The 19,069-nt window shown below is 46.9% G+C and carries 16 protein-coding genes and 2 pseudogenes; 7 read left to right on the top strand and 11 right to left on the bottom strand.

The annotated features are described in order from the left end of the window. The first annotated feature begins 70 nt into the window (after positions 1-70). A protein-coding gene (locus tag DFR47_RS20985) for an IS3 family transposase (protein ID WP_113946470.1) occupies positions 71-1,158 on the top strand; the annotation gives its coding sequence in 2 pieces (ribosomal slippage) (positions 71-332 and positions 332-1,158; 1,089 coding nt in all). A 40-nt stretch (positions 1,159-1,198) separates the two neighbouring features. Continuing rightward, positions 1,199-1,750, top strand: a pseudogene (locus DFR47_RS20990) (DDE-type integrase/transposase/recombinase); the annotation flags it as partial. A 37-nt stretch (positions 1,751-1,787) separates the two neighbouring features. Here DFR47_RS20990 and istB read toward each other — a convergent pair. Both istB and istA read right to left on the bottom strand, forming a co-directional pair. Further along, positions 1,788-2,558 carry an IS21-like element helper ATPase IstB gene (istB, locus tag DFR47_RS20995; RefSeq protein ID WP_113946471.1) on the bottom strand — a complete coding sequence of 257 codons (771 nt, stop codon included), beginning with the start codon at positions 2,556-2,558 and terminating at the stop codon, positions 1,788-1,790. Next, positions 2,545-4,044, bottom strand: coding sequence for an IS21 family transposase (gene istA / locus DFR47_RS21000; RefSeq protein WP_113946472.1), 1,500 nt, complete (start codon positions 4,042-4,044; stop codon positions 2,545-2,547). Before istA ends, istB begins: the two co-directional genes overlap by 14 nt. 120 nt (positions 4,045-4,164) lie before the next feature. On the opposite strand from istA, the pseudogene DFR47_RS21005 reads away from it, so the two are divergent. After that, positions 4,165-4,413, top strand: a pseudogene (locus tag DFR47_RS21005) (integrase core domain-containing protein); the annotation flags it as partial. Positions 4,414-4,677: 264 nt separating this feature from the next. Here DFR47_RS21005 and DFR47_RS21010 read toward each other — a convergent pair. The 6 genes from DFR47_RS21010 to DFR47_RS21040 form a co-directional block, all read right to left on the bottom strand. Continuing rightward, a complete protein-coding gene (locus tag DFR47_RS21010; protein ID WP_170137595.1) occupies positions 4,678-6,345 on the bottom strand; it encodes a DUF927 domain-containing protein in 1,668 nt (555 codons plus the stop codon). Between the two features lie 187 nt (positions 6,346-6,532). Continuing rightward, complete coding sequence (locus DFR47_RS21015; protein ID WP_147245704.1) at positions 6,533-7,393, bottom strand: hypothetical protein; 861 nt, start codon at positions 7,391-7,393, stop codon at positions 6,533-6,535. 643 nt (positions 7,394-8,036) lie between these two features. Then, on the bottom strand, positions 8,037-8,627 hold the full coding sequence (locus tag DFR47_RS21025) for a hypothetical protein (RefSeq protein ID WP_113946476.1): 591 nt from the start codon (positions 8,625-8,627) through the stop codon (positions 8,037-8,039). 2 nt (positions 8,628-8,629) lie between these two features. Further along, positions 8,630-8,992 (bottom strand): DUF3768 domain-containing protein, encoded by a 363-nt coding sequence (locus DFR47_RS21030; protein WP_113946477.1) that lies wholly within the window; start codon positions 8,990-8,992, stop codon positions 8,630-8,632. A gap of 58 nt (positions 8,993-9,050) precedes the next feature. Beyond that, positions 9,051-9,629, bottom strand: coding sequence for a tyrosine-type recombinase/integrase (locus tag DFR47_RS21035; RefSeq protein WP_113946478.1), 579 nt, complete (start codon positions 9,627-9,629; stop codon positions 9,051-9,053). Positions 9,630-9,731: 102 nt separating this feature from the next. Continuing rightward, positions 9,732-10,259, bottom strand: a complete 528-nt coding sequence (locus tag DFR47_RS21040) for a hypothetical protein (protein ID WP_113946479.1) — start codon at positions 10,257-10,259, stop codon at positions 9,732-9,734. A gap of 675 nt (positions 10,260-10,934) precedes the next feature. Between DFR47_RS21040 and DFR47_RS21045 the strand changes: the two genes are divergently transcribed. From DFR47_RS21045 to DFR47_RS21050, 3 genes are all read left to right on the top strand, one after another. Further along, positions 10,935-12,866, top strand: a complete 1,932-nt coding sequence (locus tag DFR47_RS21045; protein ID WP_245416673.1) for an AAA family ATPase — start codon at positions 10,935-10,937, stop codon at positions 12,864-12,866. Then, the gene (locus DFR47_RS22210; RefSeq protein WP_245416674.1) at positions 12,863-13,474 is read left to right on the top strand and encodes a hypothetical protein; all 612 of its coding nucleotides are present in this window, start codon (positions 12,863-12,865) and stop codon (positions 13,472-13,474) included. The genes DFR47_RS21045 and DFR47_RS22210 overlap by 4 nt, the downstream gene beginning before the upstream one ends. A 273-nt stretch (positions 13,475-13,747) precedes the next feature. Next, entirely contained in the window at positions 13,748-15,286 is a 1,539-nt protein-coding gene (locus tag DFR47_RS21050; RefSeq protein ID WP_113946480.1) for an IS3 family transposase, read from the top strand. A gap of 42 nt (positions 15,287-15,328) precedes the next feature. Here DFR47_RS21050 and DFR47_RS21055 read toward each other — a convergent pair whose 3' ends face one another. Then, positions 15,329-16,201: an FAD/NAD(P)-binding protein gene (locus tag DFR47_RS21055; RefSeq protein ID WP_113946481.1), complete on the bottom strand. Its 873-nt coding sequence runs from the start codon at positions 16,199-16,201 to the stop codon at positions 15,329-15,331. A 146-nt stretch (positions 16,202-16,347) separates the two neighbouring features. On the opposite strand from DFR47_RS21055, the gene DFR47_RS21060 reads away from it, so the two are divergent. Continuing rightward, entirely contained in the window at positions 16,348-18,426 is a 2,079-nt protein-coding gene (locus DFR47_RS21060) for a catalase (protein WP_113946482.1), read from the top strand. Positions 18,427-18,497: 71 nt separating this feature from the next. On the opposite strand, the gene DFR47_RS21940 is transcribed toward DFR47_RS21060, so the two are convergent. Next, positions 18,498-18,665 (bottom strand): hypothetical protein, encoded by a 168-nt coding sequence (locus tag DFR47_RS21940; protein WP_170137596.1) that lies wholly within the window; start codon positions 18,663-18,665, stop codon positions 18,498-18,500. A gap of 100 nt (positions 18,666-18,765) precedes the next feature. Continuing rightward, complete coding sequence (locus tag DFR47_RS21665; protein ID WP_147245706.1) at positions 18,766-18,960, bottom strand: hypothetical protein; 195 nt, start codon at positions 18,958-18,960, stop codon at positions 18,766-18,768. Positions 18,961-19,069 lie beyond the last annotated feature (109 nt).

Genomic DNA, 19,069 nt, shown 5'->3' on the forward strand with positions numbered 1-19,069 from the left:
GGTAATCCCCCCTTTAATTAAAGGTGTTTGAAAGTGGAATTTTCTCTGTTTAATAAACGAGGAGATTTTTATGAAAACGACTAGATTTACCGATCCACAAATCCTTGCAATCTTACGCCAAGCTGAGGGTGGTGTGTCTGTTCCTGAGCTTTGCCGCGAACACGGCATGAGCAATTCAGCATTTTATAAATGGCGCTCGAAATATGGCGGCATGGATGCCTCGATGGTCAGCCAGATGAAATCTATCGAGGATGAAAACCGTCGGCTAAAGAGAATGTTTGCTGACCTGAGCATGCAAAATGACTTACTGAAAGAAGCTCTTGGAAAAAAGTAACGGGGCGCTCGGAGCGTCGAGATATGGCCGTGATAGCTGCGAAACGGCCTGATGTCAGTATTGCGTGTGCATGCCGAGCTTTTGAAGTAAGCGAGACCTGTTATCGCTATAGCCCTCTTCTTCGTCATGAGAATGAAGAAATTGCAGATCTTCTGATTGGACTAACGGCAGCTAAAAAGACATGGGGTTTTGGATTGTGCTTTCTTTATCTTCGTAATGTCAAAGGCTATGGCTGGAACCACAAGAGGGTTTATCGTATTTATTGTGAGTTGGAGCTGAACCTTCGAATTAAGCCCCGAAAACGCCTTAAAAGGGATAAACCTGATGCTCTGGTAGTTCCAACAAAACCTAATTTGGTCTGGTCGATGGATTTCATGGCAGATCAGTTGGCAGACGGCCGGTCATTCCGGCTATTGAATGTACTGGATGATTTTAACCGTGAAGGCTTAGGCATTGAGGTGGATTTCTCTTTGCCAACAGAACGGGTTATTCGAAGTTTGAACCAGATCATCGAATGGCGCGGCAAGCCAGAGACTATACGCGTTGATAATGGCCCGGAATATATCAGTGGTAAACTTCTGGGGTGGGCTGAAAAACACTCTATTACCATCTTGTATATTCAACCAGGACAGCCTCAGCAAAATGCCTATATTGAACGCTATAACCGGACTGTCAGGCACGAATGGCTAGACCAATATATCATTGAGACAATTGAAGAAGCGCAAGCCTTCGCGACAGATTGGTTATGGACTTACAACAATGAACGTCCCAATATGGGCATAGGCGGAATAACACCCGCGCAGAAACTGAAAATGGCAGCATAAATTCCACGCCAGAACCCCGTTAAAAATGGGGGTATTACCGTCGGTCACACGGCAAGCCAGGCTTCTCCGGTTCAGCCGAGGCAGCATCTACTATTCTGCGCGTCCAACATCTGACGGCGATCTGGAACTGATGCGCCGGATCGATGAACTGCATCTCGAATATCCGTTCGCGGGAAGTCGGATGCTGCAAGGGCTTTTGACAGGAGAAGGGTTTGATGTTGGTCGTTTGCACGTCACCACACTGATGAAGAAGATGGGGATTGAAGCGATTTATCGTCGGCCCAACACCTCCAAACCGGCAGTTGGACACAAAATCTATCCCTATCTGCTGCGCAAGCTGGCGGTTACCAGACCCAATCAGGTTTGGGCGATGGATATTACCTATATTCCTATGGCACGTGATTTTGTTTTTCTCTGTGCCGTTGTGGATTGGTTCAGCCGCAAGGTTCTGTCGTGGCGACTGTCAATCACGATGGAGGCAGACTTTTGCATCGAAGCGGTCGAGGAAGCACTGGCCCGTCACGGCAAGCCAGACATCTTCAACACCGATCAGGGTTCGCAGTTCACGTCCATTGACTTCATCACCGTGTTGAAGAAGGTGTCAAACAGCGTTGAAAAGTTTCCACCTGTCAGCGTTGAATATTTTCCACTTTTTGTGTCTGGCTTGAGTGATTTTTTCTGTGTTTGAAGCGGTAAGATTCATTACCGGTTTCCAGAATGTCACAATGATGAGTGACGCGATCCAGCAAGGCCGTTGTCATTTTGGCATCACCAAATACCTGCACCCATTCCCCGAAGCTTAAATTTGTGGTGATGATGAGCGATGTTTTCTCGTAGAGCAGACTGATCAGGTGGAATAGCAAAGCACCACCCGATGCCGGGAACGGCAAATACCCCAGCTCGTCAAGAATGACGGCATCAACCAAGCAGAGCTGCTTAGCCAGATTTCCGAGTTTGCCAAGTGACTTCTCACGCTCCAACTGGTTGACCAGATCGACCGCATTATAGAAGCGCACACGCTTGCCCTGATGGATGGCGGCTATGCCAATCGCTGTGGCCAAGTGCGATTTACCGGTCCCTGTGCCACCCACCAGGATCAGATTATGTGCGGTTTCCATGAAAGTCGCAGTCGCCAGTTGCTCAACGGCCGATTGCGATAGTGGTGTGTCGCCCCAATCAATGCCGAGCAGATCACGATGGATGGGAAAGCGTGCTGCCTTGAGTTGGTAGCGTAGGCTTTTGAGCTGGCGATCCATTTTCTCGGCCACCAGCAGGCGTTCCATCCAGGTTTCAGGGCGGTGTGTCTGGCGTGGTTTTTCCGCCTGCAACTCGCTCCATGCCGTCGCCATACCGTAGAGCTGCAGGGCTTTTAAGCTGCTGATATGATCAATGGACGACATGGCTCACCTCCAGCAAATGGTCATATCGGCTGTAGTCCGCAATGGGCTCGATCATCAACGCAATGCCATCAGGAACATTGATTGCGACCGGTATCGATGGTGCAGTCAGCCGCCGCAGTTCGTTCATGACAACAGAGGCATTGACAGTGCCGCCCACGAGCGCGAGCTCACAGGCTATAGTGAGCGCCTCCAACCCTGTTTCACTGGCCAGTATGAGAAGTTCAACAAAGGCACGATCACCTTTAGGATGCTTCATAATATGATCGCGCACAGCCTGGATGGGTTTGGGCAAGTCCCATGCCACAAAGGGAGCGCCGTCACGCAGCGCCCCTGGCTTTTTTGTAAGAACTGGCAAATAATGCCATGGGTCACAGATCAACTCATCACGACCAAAAGCCCGTAAATGTAGGGCCACGACCTCGCCATTGGCCACCACGCGCACCTGTTCGGCAGTGATACGTACCGACACAGCCGTGCCCGCCAATCTGGCCGGTACGCTATAACGATTGCGGTCAACCCTGACCAGACAGGTGGAAGAAACGCGCAGCATTTGCTCCATATACCCATCAAAGTGAGCGGTGACAGGGCGTAGTAACGGTAGCTCTTGGTTAAAACAGGCGGCAATGGTCTGTCCGCTTTGTGTCGGATGAGAACGCTGACCCAATTCACGACAACGGATCGCCAGCCAGTCGTTCAATTCAGCAAAGGAGGTAAAGCGCGCCAGCGGTGTAAACAGCCATTCGCGGATATTGCCAACCTGGTTTTCTACCTGCCCCTTCTCCCATCCCGATGCCGGTGTGCAGGCCACAGGCTCAAACAGATAGTGGTTGGCCATACTCAGGAAACGCCGGTTGAACTGGCGCTCCTTACCCTGATAGATCGTATCAACCACAGTTTTAAGATTGTCGTAAATCAGCCGCGCAGGCACCCCGCCAAAAAACTCAAATGCACGGATATGGGCATCCATGACCATTTCTTGCATCTCCCGCGGATAAGCAACCACAAACATCTGACGGCTATAAGCCAAACGGAAGTGCGCCACCTTGATACGCTGCAGTACGCCTGCGATCTCAACATGCTCATGGCTCCAGTCAAACTGGCAAGCATCGCCTGGACGAAACGCCAACGGCACAAAGGCCTGCGTCAGACGAGGCCCCAGATGATCACCTCGCCAGCGTTTGACAAAACGCTGCACGCTGTCATAAGCGCCAGCATAACCCTTATCCTGCAGCCCCTCAAAAAGACGACGCGCGGTGCGCCGACGCTGACGAGGCAATTTAATGTCCTCTTCAAGCCACGCAGTCAGTTGATCCTCAAACGCACCAAGCTGGCGTGAGACCGGTTGCTGGCGCTGATAGGGTCGGTCCTCTGTCACATCCAGATACTTGCGTACCGTTGGCCGCGAGAGATCCATATCACGTGCAATGGCAGAAACCGTCTGACCCTGAACCAAATGCCGACGGCGAATTTCGTAGATAATGTCCATGTGAAACACTCCAGATAACTCCGACCAAAGCGCCGGAGAATGACATACTGGGGTGGAAACTTTTCAACGCTGTTTCCAACCAGAATCTGGAAACTTTTGCACGCTGTTTGACAGAAGAAGGCCGAGATTGCCATCTCGATGGATGGAAAAGGCGCTTGGCGTGACAATGTTTTTCTTGAGCGGCTCTGGCGGTCGATCAAATACGAGGAGGTCTATCTTCACGCTTATAAAACCGTCTCCGAAGCCAGAATTGGCATCGGCCGCTACCAGACCTTCTATAACAGCCGACGTCCTCATTCATCGCTTGACCCGCAGACACCGGATCAGGTTTACTTCAACACGCTGACACCAATAATGGTGGCAGCATAATCGCGGCGGAAATCCACTTAACAACACGCCCAAACTGTTCAGACAAACCGAGCCACTTCTGTATCCGCAATTTGCGCCGTATCTCACGTTGATCCTTGGTCATAAACCTCTCCTTTTTTCCAAATAAGGAAGAATAAAGGAAATGTCCCGCGAGTAACGGCATGTCTACAAACACACACTCATGGCAAAACAGCCAATTTGCCATGAGTTAATTCTGCAGTTATGTACTTTTCAAACGCTTTTAATTTCTGCAGATACCCTGCATTAAAATTTAGAGATTCTCAGTTTTATAAACCGTTGGCGCTCTAAGCCTTTTTGCTGCACTGGAGTGGTCCAACCATTTTTTGGTTTAACGAGGCAACCTAGGTTTTGTAATTTTGGGAAATATACCGTTTCAAGGTACTTTTTATCGGCTATGTATTGTTCAACTTTTTCACGTCGAATATATAAGTAAACCTTGCCATCTTCTTTTCGACGAAACCCATGATCGCATTTTAGGGGATCTGCATTTATACCTTCTGTTACAAGTGGGTAGTTTTTCTTATTCTTAATATAGGTCTGAAAAGCCTGAATATTTTTTTCATGTGAATTGGTAGGCTCGACCATTTGTTTAGCTGCAATATAAAATATATCTCTTATTGAGCATAAGGCCAAGCCATAACCAATAGGGAAGAGTCCTTCCTTCGCTGCAATAACTCCAGCAACGCCCATGAGAGCGAAGGACTTAGCCATACGGCTTTGCTCAGAACGTAAAGGCAACATATCTGGTTCAGCGTTCTCAACGAAATGCTTGAGGATTCTTCGTTCCAAGCTTTTCACTCGTTTAATAAGTACCTTTTTTTCTATAGTACGAAGATACTCAACCCATTTTGGCAAAAGCAAACCGTAGTTATTTGTAATAGTAGCCTCTACCTTTGCAGCCAAATCAGCTGCCGTGACTCCGGATTCACTTTTAACACGATCAAAGATTCCGTATGGCGATGATATGGCTATATCTATCAGCCGAACCCGATCGCCGATTTCCAGCTCTCTTCCTGCCTGCTGAAATATCTCCGTCAAAGATTTTTCTGTATTGAATAGCTGAATGGCGAAGCGAGGCAGTATTGGTTGTTCCGACTTCAAGCCGCGCCGTTGTACGCCATCATGTACTGTAAACGTGGCTGTTTGAAGTTTATCACAGAGCTCGCCTGCCTTCTCTCGGGTGGCTTTTGGATCTGAGAAGGGGATACATGACCCTCCATAGGCTGATTGATTATACAGAAGAAATCCCAATGTATCCCCAAACGAAGCCAGGTTCGCATCTAAGGGTTCAGTAATAGTGGACAGATTTGTACGCAAAGAGAGTGTTTTCCCTGTGCTTGAATGGCCTGACAAATTGAAAGCTACCCCACCTTCGTGGCCGATTCGATCTGCTAAAGGTGCTGCGAGTGCGGCTGCTAGCATTAAAGTCAGTGGACGAGAATACGTGAGTGGACGCTTTAGACCAGTCATATATTCTTTGAGAGAACCCAATGTTTTTGGTTTTTGGAAGAGAGGATGGCTAGTATCAAATTCATAAATTTGAGCATCCTTAATACCTGAAGGCAATAGTGGAGCATTCATATTTATTGTTGGTATTGATCCATAGCGGGTGACAAATTGGTTGTTATGCCAGCCGGCTTGAATGGTTGTGTGAATGATATTGCAAGCTGGCTCTGATAAAAGACGAGCAAGCTGAACTTTTAGGTCTGGAATAACAGGTGCGCCTAAATCCAGAAGTTGTTCCTGCATAAATTTAGCATCAGAAAGTTCAGAGCGAAAGACGCTGAGCTGTATCGAGTTTCGATGATCATTCGCCATCGGAGCAGACAACGTTACACGATGTTTCTTGGTGTCAATATTTACTTCATAACGAACTAATTTGAGCGAAGGGTACTGTATATGCTTGTTCATGGTAAATCCTAATTTATATTGATGGATGTGCACCTGTGCGTACAGGTACAGATAGTAACAATTCATACGGGTGCACGGGGAGCACAGGGCATGGGCGGGTAATCGAAATTACTGTTAACTGCACCGAGAATGGCCTGTGTCTGCACAACGTTTTACAGGCGCTAGTGTACCAATAACTACTCACACCTCATTCACGAGAAGCCGTAGTTTTAGGTAGGGGGGTAGCTATCAACTTAGCTTTTTTGGCTATCTTATCTGTAATCACCGATTTCACATTATCAGTGAAACTGAATTGACTGTGCTGATAACGAATGCCGATATAAAATGTTCGACCACCTATATGATGTTGACCATAATTAGACAGAAGCTCACCAAGCGCTAAACGTGTTGGGAAGCGACGCGGCTTGAATTTTGATTTACTAGATTTTCGTTGTTCCCAGAACGGTTGCTTGATTGTGTAAGATGCCGCTCTTACGAAGTCATCGTATGTAGATCCGACCAGTTTTACATGGATAGGAATAGCCGAAGTTGTTGAAAGTGACTCCGGCACATTCAGGCACTTATGAATCGCTTTTTTAGAAGCCCCAGAAATCATCATGTGAAGATGAAAAGGCTTCCCAATCGGATCACTGTCGAATGTTTGGTAGACCGTTTCAATCGACCCAAACAAAATAAGTCTAGGTTGTTGAAGGCGCCTGAAACGCTGCAAAATTTGCTTAATGATCGCATGGTCTTTCAGCGGACCAAAATTATCGTAGACCCCCGCCTTTATTGTCCAGCCATCGATGAGCACTGTCACAAAAGACCATCGTAAACTAGCTAGTCGTTCTTGGTGTGCAAATCTTAAGAACTTGCGGCGAAAGTTCCGCATACATGTTGGGCAAAGACCAGAAAGGCAGCGTTGGCCTTTATGGCATCGGCTTGGGAAGTCTATTTCCTTTTTTATAGGAAGAGGCAAATCCCGAAGTACGCGTTTGATTTTTCGCCTATCAATCTTAGTAGACTTAAAAGGCTCAAACATATTTGGAAGTTGGAATTTAGTCATCATTTCGCCTGCTCCAATATTACAGAGCTACTTGTGTGTTTGTTAAGATCGGCAAAGGACGTCTCCCCGCTATAACGATAGCGAGTAACTCCACCGGTCCGGCTATATTTCAGAGGATGTTTTCTGGTTACATGGCATTTGGCCAAGGTAAACCGTAGAGCTGTCAGGTACTGAGCTAGTAGGAATGTCCGTGCGAAAGTTCGTTTACGCCTTGTTCCAGTCTTTTTCTGACAGAAAAGTAGACGAAGAGATTTACCTGGCTGCTGTATCAAAAGCTCGGCAAGAATTAGATAATCGTTTTTGATTGTAGGTTTTGTGGAATAGCCTGTATTCGTTAACTTCATTTTATCGCCTTCTTGAGCGAAGGGATGAAGCTACAGGCGGACAAAATCACTAAGACGTCACACCGAAACCTCAACCCAACGCATGTTGGAGTTGTTGTTAGTTTCGGAGCGGACTCAACTCTTGCAAGTTAAGTGTCGTACTTACAGTTCCATTTCTGTAACCTTGCCTGATATAGGAGGCGATAAGCACGAACTGTCTTAGTTTTTTGAACTAAAATCGACGGCGCAAGCCGGCTCGTTTCTCAAATTAATATCTAATCCTGGTATAAGTCAACTATGTTGCATAAAATAATTTATTGAGCTTATGAAGCCGTTGAAAGCAGAACCATACTCGCAGCTTGTGCGCGGCTGGTGCGGGCGTCTATTTTTGAAAGAGCGGCAAGCTGAAATGTTGAAATTGATAGTTGGGAGAGGCGATCACTGTCGAATAATATAACGTGTTTCTTTTTTAGGCCTTTGATGACGCACCAATGATTTAGCTTGCCATAGACCGCCGTTATCACTGCAGTGTTAGGGCTGCGCAAATGTTCCGCGATTATATCAATTATGTCGTTATTGGAGTTTGGTCGCTTTAATGCAAAGGGACGGTGGGTTGTAATGGTTATGGCGTGGGTTTCAGACATATATTGCTGGGCAGTACGTAAGAGCCAGATCATCCCCTTAAGTCCCATGCCTTGTGATGATAGGCTGAGCAGGCCTAACTCTTTGACGGCGTAGTCATTTAATTCGGCAAATAGTGCTTTCCAGTGCTCACCTTTGGCAGATAAGGGGTGATCTGCTAGCGACCACCGCAAAGCGTTAATGACGGCATATACGCTACACAGTGAATCTAAGTTACCCTGTAGATAGGGGCTGAGCTTTTTGGGCGAGGGGGCCTCTGGTTTATCTGCCAAGGTTAGTACTCCTCAGCAAGCATGACGGTCATTATCCGTACTGTTATGTTCGGGTTTGAAGCATCCGGTGAATGGCCGTCGAGTGTTTCATCATAATAATCAATTTTCCACATGATGCTTATTCCCTCAACTTCCAGAATGGCACAGTCATGCTCACCATATGGATCATTATTGGAATTGAAGTCCGTAAAGCTTGCAATCGCATGGATGATTGAATGTATGCGTGCTTTATCAAGGCTTGAAATCCCGCGTGTCATCATGATGCGCCCACCAATGTGCTGAGTTCGTAGCTTGTCATTAAGGACTGCCACTGCATTTTGGCTTTGCCCTTTGTTGTTCTTGATTTGTTCAATTTTTGTATGCATATTTCCATTCCTCTGTTACTAAAAGGCTGAATATTTCTATGATGATGGGGAGAATGTTTTAAATTAAACGAACGAGTTTGCGCTGAACGTCGCTATCGCCATCAATATAACCCTGTGTGGTAATGATGGACTGATGACCTGCAAGAAGCTGAACATCGCGAAGAGACCCGCCAGCTTTATGGATAATCCGTGCTGCATTGGTCACGAAAGTGCGACGGCCTGAATGGGACGAGCAACCTTCTAATCCTGTAATGTCGTAGATATTTTTAAACCAATTGACGACAGACTTTGCGGTCATTGCGTTGCCGCGCTCACTAAGAATTACGGGGCCCTCTGGCCCCGTAATTCGATAGAGTTTTAGCAGTGCTTTGCGCAAATCAGGATGAATTGGAATACGCCTTGCTCGGCCATACTTGGTAATAATACCAGGCAGATTAAGTGTTGGTCCAATTTTACCATTCGCATCAAGAAGCATTCGCCAATCGAGTTGAGCGATTTCTCCAGCACGCAATCCTGCCTTAAAGCTCAACAATAGGACGACTTTATTGCGAAATGGATGCCTGAGGTTTTCAGCGGTTTCAAGCGCTTGATTAAATTGTGTCGTTGTTATTGTGCGGGCTTGTCGTTGTTGTGACATAGCGTTCCCTGTGTTGAATTATTGATATATCAAAACAGAAGTTAAACGATATGTCAAATCAACATTATAAATATGGAAGCAATTACAATAGCTTAGGATAACTTATTGTTTGAATTCAATGCCGGATGCTACGCATAAATTCAAACCAAAAGAGGGTTTTATTATGTATTTTGTTACGAAAATTGGATCCACAGGCCGATACACTCCGTAAAATATCTGATAGCCGGTATATGCACCAAATTGGTTCTTACCGTTCACAAAACCACACACAACATAAGTGCCATCTTCCATGTCAGCGGCAGCAATATTGCGGAACCGGGCTGAGGTATCATCAGCAAGATTTAAGCTGACAGCCTCGCGTATGACGGCTTCATCTGTGCTACTTAATGCAATAGATTTTCCGCGTAAGGGCATATGTGAATTCGAACTTGGAGAGGCGACATCCGCTTGGTAGGATTGCCTGGAGGGGTTTGATTGTGGTGGTACGGACTGCTGGGCAGTTGGTTTTTGCACGTCATGATTTTTTATGAGGAGACTTTTGCCCAAATCATCAAGCATTTGTAGTACGTGAGCGCTTTCAACTGCTTGTGTGGTTTCATTAACGTCTATTTCTGCGACGGTTTCGCCCAAGGAACTGCGAGCATAGATAGGTGAAGTGGTCCTGCAAACTGGACGGCATGCTAAGATGTATCCGAGTTTACGGACTGGCTACGCAAATGACGACAAGACGGAATTTTTCAGACAAGTTTAAAGCCACTGTGGCGCTTGAAGCACTGCGCGGCGACAAGACTGTTCAAGAGATCGCAGCTCGTGCAAGGCCTCAAGGACGGCACGATCGTTGCTATCGGCACTTGCCTTGATTTTCGCCAAGCCGTCTTGGCTCAGCATTTCGATGATTTGCGCCAGCGCTGGCTTGATAACCTAAATCAAGTCCTCCACCACGCCGGTATACCGCCGATCTAGATGCATGCATATCGGCCGTGTATTTCCCGATAACTTGTTAATAATCCATCTAATCCGGTTCGATGTCGGGATTGATCGCTTTCGTTTTGGATCAACTTGGGTAGTCTGTCAGTCGACGTGAACGAGCGACACTACGGCATCGTCGACGATTCGCGAGTTAGTCTGTGGGGGATTGATGGACGAAATCGAAGCAGTAATGCCAGAAGCAGAATTGGTGGAGGCACCCGAAGCGTTTCTGAAGAGCGTCACTAAAAAGCTCAAGGCATCGGAGAATGTCGATACTGATCTGGCGGCGATCTTGGAGCTGGCTATTAAACGCGCGGAGCTGAGGGGGGCATGTCGATGGCTGATCCGACCCTGCTCCACTCGCTTACCCTCGAAGGCTTTCGCGCCTATCTTCGGTCCAAGACATTCGATTTTAGCAAGAAGCCGTGTCTCGCAATCTTCGCACCCAATGGCCTTGGCAAGTCGAGCGTTATCGACGCGCTCGAATTCCTCTTTTCTGACAATGGCACGCTCGATCGGCTTGGTCAGCGCACACTGAACAATCAGGCAGGGCCGGCTGCGCTCGCTCAAAATGGTGCACAGACGGTGGGTATCGCGCCTGTGATCAAATTCTCGACCAACACCGGCAAGGTTATCGCCGATGGCGATCGCAAGGCTTCCGGCAATCAGCGCCCGATCCATGCCGCCGCCGCCGCGATGAAGGCCGGGTTCGTCGTGGCACCGATCATTCGCGGTTATACGCTGCGCACGTTCGTCGAGGAGCATAAGTCTGAGAATCGCTATAGCGATGTGGTTGGCTGGCTGCAGCTCTCGCCATTGGTCGAGGTGCAGAAGAACCTGCGGCTGTTACGTCGCGAGATCAAGGCCGCCGCGGAAAGCACGACTGAACAATTGCGTCTCGCTGGATTATTGCGAGCTGAAACTGATCAGACCGTATTGGCGTGGGAGGATGGCGCGGTCATCGACTTCGTCAACGCGATCATTATCGCCCCACTTGATCCTGGACTAGCGTTGGCGACGCTCGATGTCACGGACGTAGGCTATGTCGAGGTTGGCAAACGGGTCGAGGCCGAAGAAAAGCGCGTTGGGCTCGCTGATGCCCACGCGGCCGAGGCCGACGAGCGTGGTAAGGCAGGAGGTACGGTCTTCCGCTCGGTATGGAAGGAAGCAGAAAAGCTGTTCGCCGAGGGTGCGCCTGACCTAGACGCATGTCCTGTCTGCGCTACAGCAATCGGCGATACCGCGGCCGGAAGCATGCCCGCGATCCGCGATCTCCTGAAAGCCCATCTCGGCGATCTGGAGAGCTACAACGACGCCAAGACCTCTCTTGACGCAGCCGAAGCCACGGCCACTCAAGCGCACAGTCGACTCGTGGCACGACTTCCTGGGATGATTAATCATCTGTCCGATGATGAGCCTGACGGTTTTAAGGCAGCGTTTATCGCGTATCACGCCGGGATTGTCGAATGGCCAGCCGCGGATAATCCCGATGTTGCCACGATTACCGCAGAGCTTGAGGTGCTTCTCATTGGCCTTGATCAAGAGATCGTTGGCATCGAGGAGAAACAGGGCGAGCATACTTGGGTTAAAGCTAAGGCCAGCATTGATCGGCTACTGAAAATTCGGACGGAAGTGGCGCTTGCGACGCGCAACGCTGAAACGCTGTCGGCGTTGCACGATGCGCTTGGCACCCAAGCTGCGCTCGTATCGGGCAAGATTCGCGAAAAGGTCCAGTCTCTCCTTGATACGCTCCAAGGGCCGATGAACGACATCTACAAGGAGATTCAGGGCGAAAACGCCAGGCCGATCCGGCTTGAATTGCCCGCAGAAGATGACACCAATCAGCAGCGTATGCAGTTGGTTATCGATTTCGCCGACGATCGCCAGAGTGTTGCCCCGGGCGGTTATCTAAGCGATTCCCAGATTCATTCAGTGGCGCTAGCGCTCCGCCTCGCGGCGATTAAGAAGTTTAACGGCGCCGCGCCATTGATTGCGCTCGACGACGTCGTCACTTCCTACGATGCCGATCACCGGCGGGCGATCGGCGCGCTGCTCGCTAAGATGCTCACCGACTGCCAAATCATTCTCGTCACGCACGACGAGCGTTTCTTCAACCATTTGAAAGACCAGCTTGCGGCGAAAGACGGGCAGTTTATGCGTATCATCGGGCTGGATCCGGCATTCGGGCCACGATTTGCCGACCATGAAGTGACCGACGGGATGATCGTCGACCGATGGGTTAGGGGGAGTCGGCAGCCAACGAAATGAGACAGGCCGAAGAGGAATGGTTGCTCAGCATTGCCCGCGGCTTCGGGGTAAACGTACGTATTCGTCAGCTCGAAAAGGCCTATTCTTACGAAAGGTCCGAGCTGGCCTCGGCGATCGGAGGGTTCCTCAACGATATCAAGCTAGCACCCGCAAACGTGCCCGGCGTCAATAACCGGTTCATTGCCAGCTTAGTGAAGGGGGACATCGAGAATTTTGGTAGCCATTTTCAGGACGCTCCGTATGGTGATGGCTCAATCGGCGACGAGAAGACGCGCTGGGACGAGTTTAAGGCATTCCGTTGTCAATTTGAATGTGTGTGCGGTCGCACTAAATATCAGCGTCCTTACGGGCTCAAAAAACCGGTCTGCGCACACGAAAATTGCGAAACCCAGTTTGCCTTCAAGCCGCTGCTGCCGCGCCTTCGGCAAAGTCCTAACGTCAGATCAAGCCGAGCGGGGGAGAAACTGTGCAAGGGGTCAGGCAGCCTATTGGCACAGAGATGCTCACATCCGCTTCTCCTGGTTGGCGCCCATTGCTGCCGTTGCCATTTTTGTACTCAGATATTACCACTCATGGCAAAAGGGCAGTTTTGCCATGAGTTGGCGTAGCTGATGTGAATGCGTCGCAACAATGATTAAGCTATTCACCTTTAAAACCGTGCGTTGTGGTAATGCGAATGTCTACACTTTACATGGCACGAAACCATTCAAGTGCATAGTCATATTGATGCGTGATGAAGATCGATTGAATTAGAAACCGACATTCTCGACAGAATATACTTGATTTATAATGACAATTAAAATGGTTTACCTGTTGATTGCCGGTAAGAACTGACCCAGTGGGGGTGCGGACGAAAACTTGGACTATCAAGGAGGTAGTTCATGTATTCCTACGAAGACCGGATGCGAGCAGTTGCGCTTTACATCAAGCTGGGCAAGCGCGCGAAAGCGACTATTCGCCAGCTGGGCTACCCAAGTAAGAATGCGCTGAAGGGCTGGTGCAACGAATATGAGCACCGTCTTGATCTGTGTGCAGGATTTACGCCGCGAGCCCCTAAGTTTACACAGGTCCAGAAGGAAGCGGCTGTTGAGCACTACCGCACGCATGATCGTTGTGTTTCTGCAACGATGCGAGCCTTGGGCTATCCTGGTCGTGCGACGTTGACGGCATGGGTTCTTGAGGCGTTTCCTGAAGCTCAAAAAGCTACTGTTGGTAGAGTTGGTCCTCCACGATATCCTGATGCATTGAAGAAGGCTGGCGTCGTCGGGCTTTATAATCGAAAAGAAAGCGCGCAGGCTTTGGCGGAAAAGCTCGGCGTATGCAGGCCGACACTGTATAACTGGAAAAACCAGTTACTCGGTCCGGAGGCTCCCGCCATCATGAAACGCAAGAACAATTCACCGCCAGTGCCAGAGCGAAAAGACTTAGAGCGCCAGCTCGAAACACTGCAACACGATATCCAGCAACTACAGCTTGAGCACGATCTTTTAAAGAAGGCGACCGAACTCTTAAAAAAAGACCTGGGCGTCGATCTGCAACTCCTGAGTAATCGGGAGAAGACATTGCTGGTTGACGCCCTCAAAAGTCTTTATCAGCTCCCCGATCTACTTGCTCAATTGGGACTGGCGCGCAGTTCATATTTTTACCATCGAGCCCGTGTGAAGATCGTCGAGAAATATCTCACTCTTCGTCGTAGCATCACCGAAATCTTCGAAGCTAACCGTCGCTGCTACGGCTACCGCAGGCTACAGGCGTCATTGGCCAAACAATGCGTTATAATCTCAGAGAAGGTTGTGCAGCGGTTGATGAAACAGGAGAATCTGATCGTTGCCTCGCCAAAGCGGCGGCGATACCGCTCCTATTTGGGAGAAATCAGTCCGGCACCCGAGAACCTCATTAATCGGGACTTCAAGGCCGCAGCCCCAAACGAGAAATGGTTGACCGACATTACTGAATTCCATATCCCAGCTGGCAAGGTGTATCTCTCCCCCATCATCGACTGCTTCGATGGTTTGGTCATCAGCTGGTCTATCGGAACGAAACCAGATGCGGAATTGGTCAACACCATGCTCGATGCCGCCATAGAAACTGTCACAGGTACAGATGAGCGGCCAATAGTGCATTCCGATCGCGGCGCGCACTATCGCTGGCCGGGTTGGCTATCGAGGATCAGTGATGCGAAGCTGGTGCGCTCAATGTCCCGCAAGGCGTGTTCTCCAGATAACGCTGCATGCGAAGGCTTCTTCGGAAGGCTGAAAACAGAGCTCTTTTACCCTCGTGATTGGAGGTCAACCACGATCGAGCAGTTTATCAAAGAAGTTGATGGATACATTCGATGGTACAACGAGAAGCGGATCAAGATATCACTTGGCGCTCGAAGCCCAATCGAATATCGAAACAGTCTTGGCATTGTGCTGTAAAACCAGTCCAAGTTTTTATCCGCACCCCCACTGGGTCAGTTCTCAGTGGTAATCAACAGTTTCATCCAATAAATCGCTCTGACAATGGTCGATAAAATTTTGAACCAATTCTTCTGTAAAAATCTCTAGCGGCTCATAAGGAAGAGGGCAAAAAAAGTCTGCTTCAGGTAAAATGCCCTTTCTCGACATCATAGTTATATCCAGCTGCGAGACGTTGGGGTTTAGATTATATGCCAACTCCCCGGTTTCATTTTCTATAAAAGAGCCGTTATTATGGGCAACTGCAACAAATGCATCGATTGCACTAAGCGAAGTACCTAATATTCCCACTTTACAATTTCGTATTTTATTCAGCTTTTTGTAAGGCCATGGGCTAGCCATTAGATTTCCGGAATCTATAGCCTTATCGTAATAATGTCCGGTTGCCATTACTACATGATCATACGTCAATATCTGTTTTATAAAATTGTAAGAATGAACCCTTAATTCAAATTTTCCGTTTAAATAGTCAACATTTCTTACAAAGCTATTATTCTGAATATTTATTTTATGGCCTTTAGCGATTAGTAGCTTAATTATTTCTATAAGTTGATCCTGGAAATATTTTCCAAGAAGGGTTCTTGGATAAAATCCTCTTTCAGCAATATTTCCTTTATTTAATTCATAATTTTCCAACTGATAATCAGATAACTTCTGAAGCCAAGTACAATAAGATTCTAGCAGAATTGGTATTTCTATACTGGCTATGTTTGCAAGCATTTGCTTGCTGTTGAGATTGGTAGTGTAAGGCATGCCAGTTCCCAAGGCAGCAGCTTGGTCAAAAAGCGCAATGTTAAATTTTATCTCACTCTCAAGCATTGCTTTGAGAAAATAAATTCCGGTAGGCCCTGACCCTATCACTGCTACGCTCTGCATGCCGTATTCCAGTTAAAATTTCTATCTTTGGCGAAGAACGAAGGTGGGTACTGTTGGTTCCATTTCGTTTCAGAATATCGCTTAAGAATAGGAACGAATAAGAGCATGAGGCGTTTTTATAACAGGTCTAAACGGGAGAAAATGCCATGTCGGATAATACAAAAAATTCAATAATTAATGATCAACCTCGGGGAAAGGGTGACGAAGTCCAACAAAAAAATGGGACAGCCACCCTCACTACTAACCACGGCGTTTCTATATCTGATAATCAGAATAGTCTTCGTTCGCATGATCATGGGCCGACTTTATTAGAAGACTTTGTATTACGCGAAAAAATATTTCATTTTGATCACGAAAGAATTCCTGAGCGCATCGTGCACGCCCGTGGTTCGGGCGCGCACGGATATTTTGAATGCACAAACCCAATACCTGAGCTTACTATGGCCTCAATATTTCAAAAAAAGGGACATAAAGTACCGCTATTCGCGCGATTTTCTACTGTTGCAGGAGAAAAGGGATCTAAAGATACCCCTCGCGACGTACGCGGGTTTGCTGTGAAATTTTATACGGAAACCGGAAACTGGGATTTGGTCGGCAATAATATTCCTGTTTTTTTCATTCAAGATGCAATGAAGTTTCCCGACCTTATTCATGCAGTAAAGCCAGAGGCAGATAGAGGGTTTCCACAAGCAGCCTCAGCACATGATACGTTCTGGGATTTTATATCGCTCATGCCTGAGTCCATGCATATGATAATGTGGGCGATGTCTGATCGGGCGATACCCCGTTCATATCGAATGATGGAAGGTTTTGGAGTTCACACCTTTAGGTTTATTAATAATCAAAATGATATTAAATTTGTCAAATTCCATTGGCGTCCATTATTGGGTTTGCAGTCGACCTTGTGGGATGAAGCTGTAAAGATATCAGGTGCTGATCCTGATTATCATAGAAGGGATCTTTGGGAGGCAATTCACTCTGGTAACTTCCCAGAATGGGAGCTGGCTGTTCAAATTTTTGATGAGGATTTTGCAAACTATCAAGAATACGATGTTCTCGATGCTACCAAATTAATTCCTGAAGAAGATGTAGTGCTGCAAGTAGTTGGGCGCATGGTACTTGATAGAAATCCGGAAAATCATTTCGCAGAAGTGGAGCAAGTGGCGTTTCTTCCCACTAACGTAATCCCAGGAATTGATTTCAGTGAGGACCCGTTATTGCAAGGCAGACTTTTCTCCTATTTAGATACTCAAAAATCAAGATTGGGTACGACTAATTTTCACCAAATCCCAATTAATGCCCCGCGCTGCCCAATGCATAATTTTCAGCGTGACGGAATGATGCAAACGCACTTACATCCTGGTAGAGCGTCATATGAGCCCAATAGCTTAGATGAGGCTGGAGAAGATCAAGGACCACGTCCAAGCACTCACGGAGCTTTTACTACTGCTAATATTAAAGGTGAAGGCGTCAAGCTGCGTTTACGGTCTTCCAGCTTTGCAGACCATTATTCCCAGGCTCGTCAATTTTTATTCAGCCAAACTGAAGCAGAGCAGAACCACATTGCAGCTGCATTTGTTTTTGAGCTTTCAAAAGTTGAGCTTACACACGTACGTCTACGTGTTTTGTCATCTCTAAGAAATGTGAGTGATGATTTTGCAAAAAAAGTGTCCATAGGACTAAATATTGATTTACCGAAAAAAATGCAGGCTTTGGTACAAGTAAAGGATTTTCCTGTTTCAGATAAACTCTCTATCCATAAAAATCCACCAATATCATCTAAAGGTCGTTGTATTGCCGCGCTTGTAACTGATGGAACAGATGATGATGAAATTAATAATATCAAAATGGCATGTAAAAAGGCCGGTGTTGTATTAAAACTGATTGCTTCGAAAATAGGTGGAATTGAGCTAAAATCAGGAGCTCATTTAAATGTAGATGGTCAATTGGCGGGCAATCCTTCGGTTCTCTTCGATGCCATCATTTTAGTTCCATCTGCTAAAGGAGCTGAGGCATTGTTAAAAGATGCCGCTGCAATTGGGTTTGTGAGCGATGCATACTCACACCTGAAAGCAATAGGAGCGAATACTCAATCACAGGTTCTGCTAAAGAAAGCTAATGTAGAGAATGATGATTTTGTATATGTGAAGCAGATTTTATCTGTAATCGAGGTTGCGCATCAGCGAATGTGGGCAAGAGAGCCTTTTATCTCAATGGTTATTTGAATATAATTTTGTCCTATAAAAAATAAGCGGGAGTTTGGTAGTGGAATAATTACCAAACTTCCGCTTTGCAATTATCCTTCGGCTTTAAATTTTAAAGCTTCTTTTAATAGAACCTCTCTATTTCGGCCAAATTTTTGAATGAGTTCTTGAGCTTGAAGAGGCGAAATGTCTGTATTTTCTGCGAGGAACTTTATATCTTTATCGTGTGTTAAAGGAGTAGTATCCTGATTTTTTGTCATTCTATATCCTTTTTCTATTGTTGCCTAAAAAGTATTTAAATTAATACAAAAATAAATAATTAGTATCACGTTAATCTATGTTAATATTATGTTGAAATTATTAAGCGGGTTTATTTCTTTCAGTACTTTTTTCAATGTAATCTTGGCGTAGCAGCTCAAGTATTTCATTCGCATCATCTTCAGTCAAATTTGTTTGAACAATGTCATTATATACAACAGGTTTTCCACTATAGGTATCATATACAGTCCATTTGCCCGGGCTGTCTTGACGCATGCTGTATCCATTACTACTCATCATTTCCTCCTTAATATGCTTGATAATTATATAGTTTAGCACAAATTTATCTTAAATTCCGAGCATTACCTATTTTCACCTGAAGTAATCTAATTTTCTTTCCTATTAT

This window comes from Pseudochrobactrum asaccharolyticum (genome assembly GCF_003314995.1).
Lineage (GTDB): Bacteria > Pseudomonadota > Alphaproteobacteria > Rhizobiales > Rhizobiaceae > Pseudochrobactrum > Pseudochrobactrum asaccharolyticum.

Excerpts from the sequence above, each read along its gene's own strand:
- istB (WP_113946471.1), bottom strand. The coding sequence starts at position 2,558 with ATGTCGTCCATTGATCATATCAGCAGCTTAAAAGCCCTGCAGCTCTAC.
- istA (WP_113946472.1), bottom strand. The coding sequence starts at position 4,044 with ATGGACATTATCTACGAAATTCGCCGTCGGCATTTGGTTCAGGGTCAG.
- DFR47_RS21010 (WP_170137595.1), bottom strand. The coding sequence starts at position 6,345 with ATGAACAAGCATATACAGTACCCTTCGCTCAAATTAGTTCGTTATGAA.
- DFR47_RS21015 (WP_147245704.1), bottom strand. The coding sequence starts at position 7,393 with ATGATGACTAAATTCCAACTTCCAAATATGTTTGAGCCTTTTAAGTCT.
- DFR47_RS21030 (WP_113946477.1), bottom strand. The coding sequence starts at position 8,992 with ATGCATACAAAAATTGAACAAATCAAGAACAACAAAGGGCAAAGCCAA.
- DFR47_RS21035 (WP_113946478.1), bottom strand. The coding sequence starts at position 9,629 with ATGTCACAACAACGACAAGCCCGCACAATAACAACGACACAATTTAAT.
- DFR47_RS21045 (WP_245416673.1), top strand. The coding sequence starts at position 10,935 with ATGGCTGATCCGACCCTGCTCCACTCGCTTACCCTCGAAGGCTTTCGC.
- DFR47_RS22210 (WP_245416674.1), top strand. The coding sequence starts at position 12,863 with ATGAGACAGGCCGAAGAGGAATGGTTGCTCAGCATTGCCCGCGGCTTC.
- DFR47_RS21050 (WP_113946480.1), top strand. The coding sequence starts at position 13,748 with ATGTATTCCTACGAAGACCGGATGCGAGCAGTTGCGCTTTACATCAAG.
- DFR47_RS21055 (WP_113946481.1), bottom strand. The coding sequence starts at position 16,201 with ATGCAGAGCGTAGCAGTGATAGGGTCAGGGCCTACCGGAATTTATTTT.
- DFR47_RS21060 (WP_113946482.1), top strand. The coding sequence starts at position 16,348 with ATGTCGGATAATACAAAAAATTCAATAATTAATGATCAACCTCGGGGA.
- DFR47_RS21940 (WP_170137596.1), bottom strand. The coding sequence starts at position 18,665 with ATGACAAAAAATCAGGATACTACTCCTTTAACACACGATAAAGATATA.
- DFR47_RS21665 (WP_147245706.1), bottom strand. The coding sequence starts at position 18,960 with ATGAGTAGTAATGGATACAGCATGCGTCAAGACAGCCCGGGCAAATGG.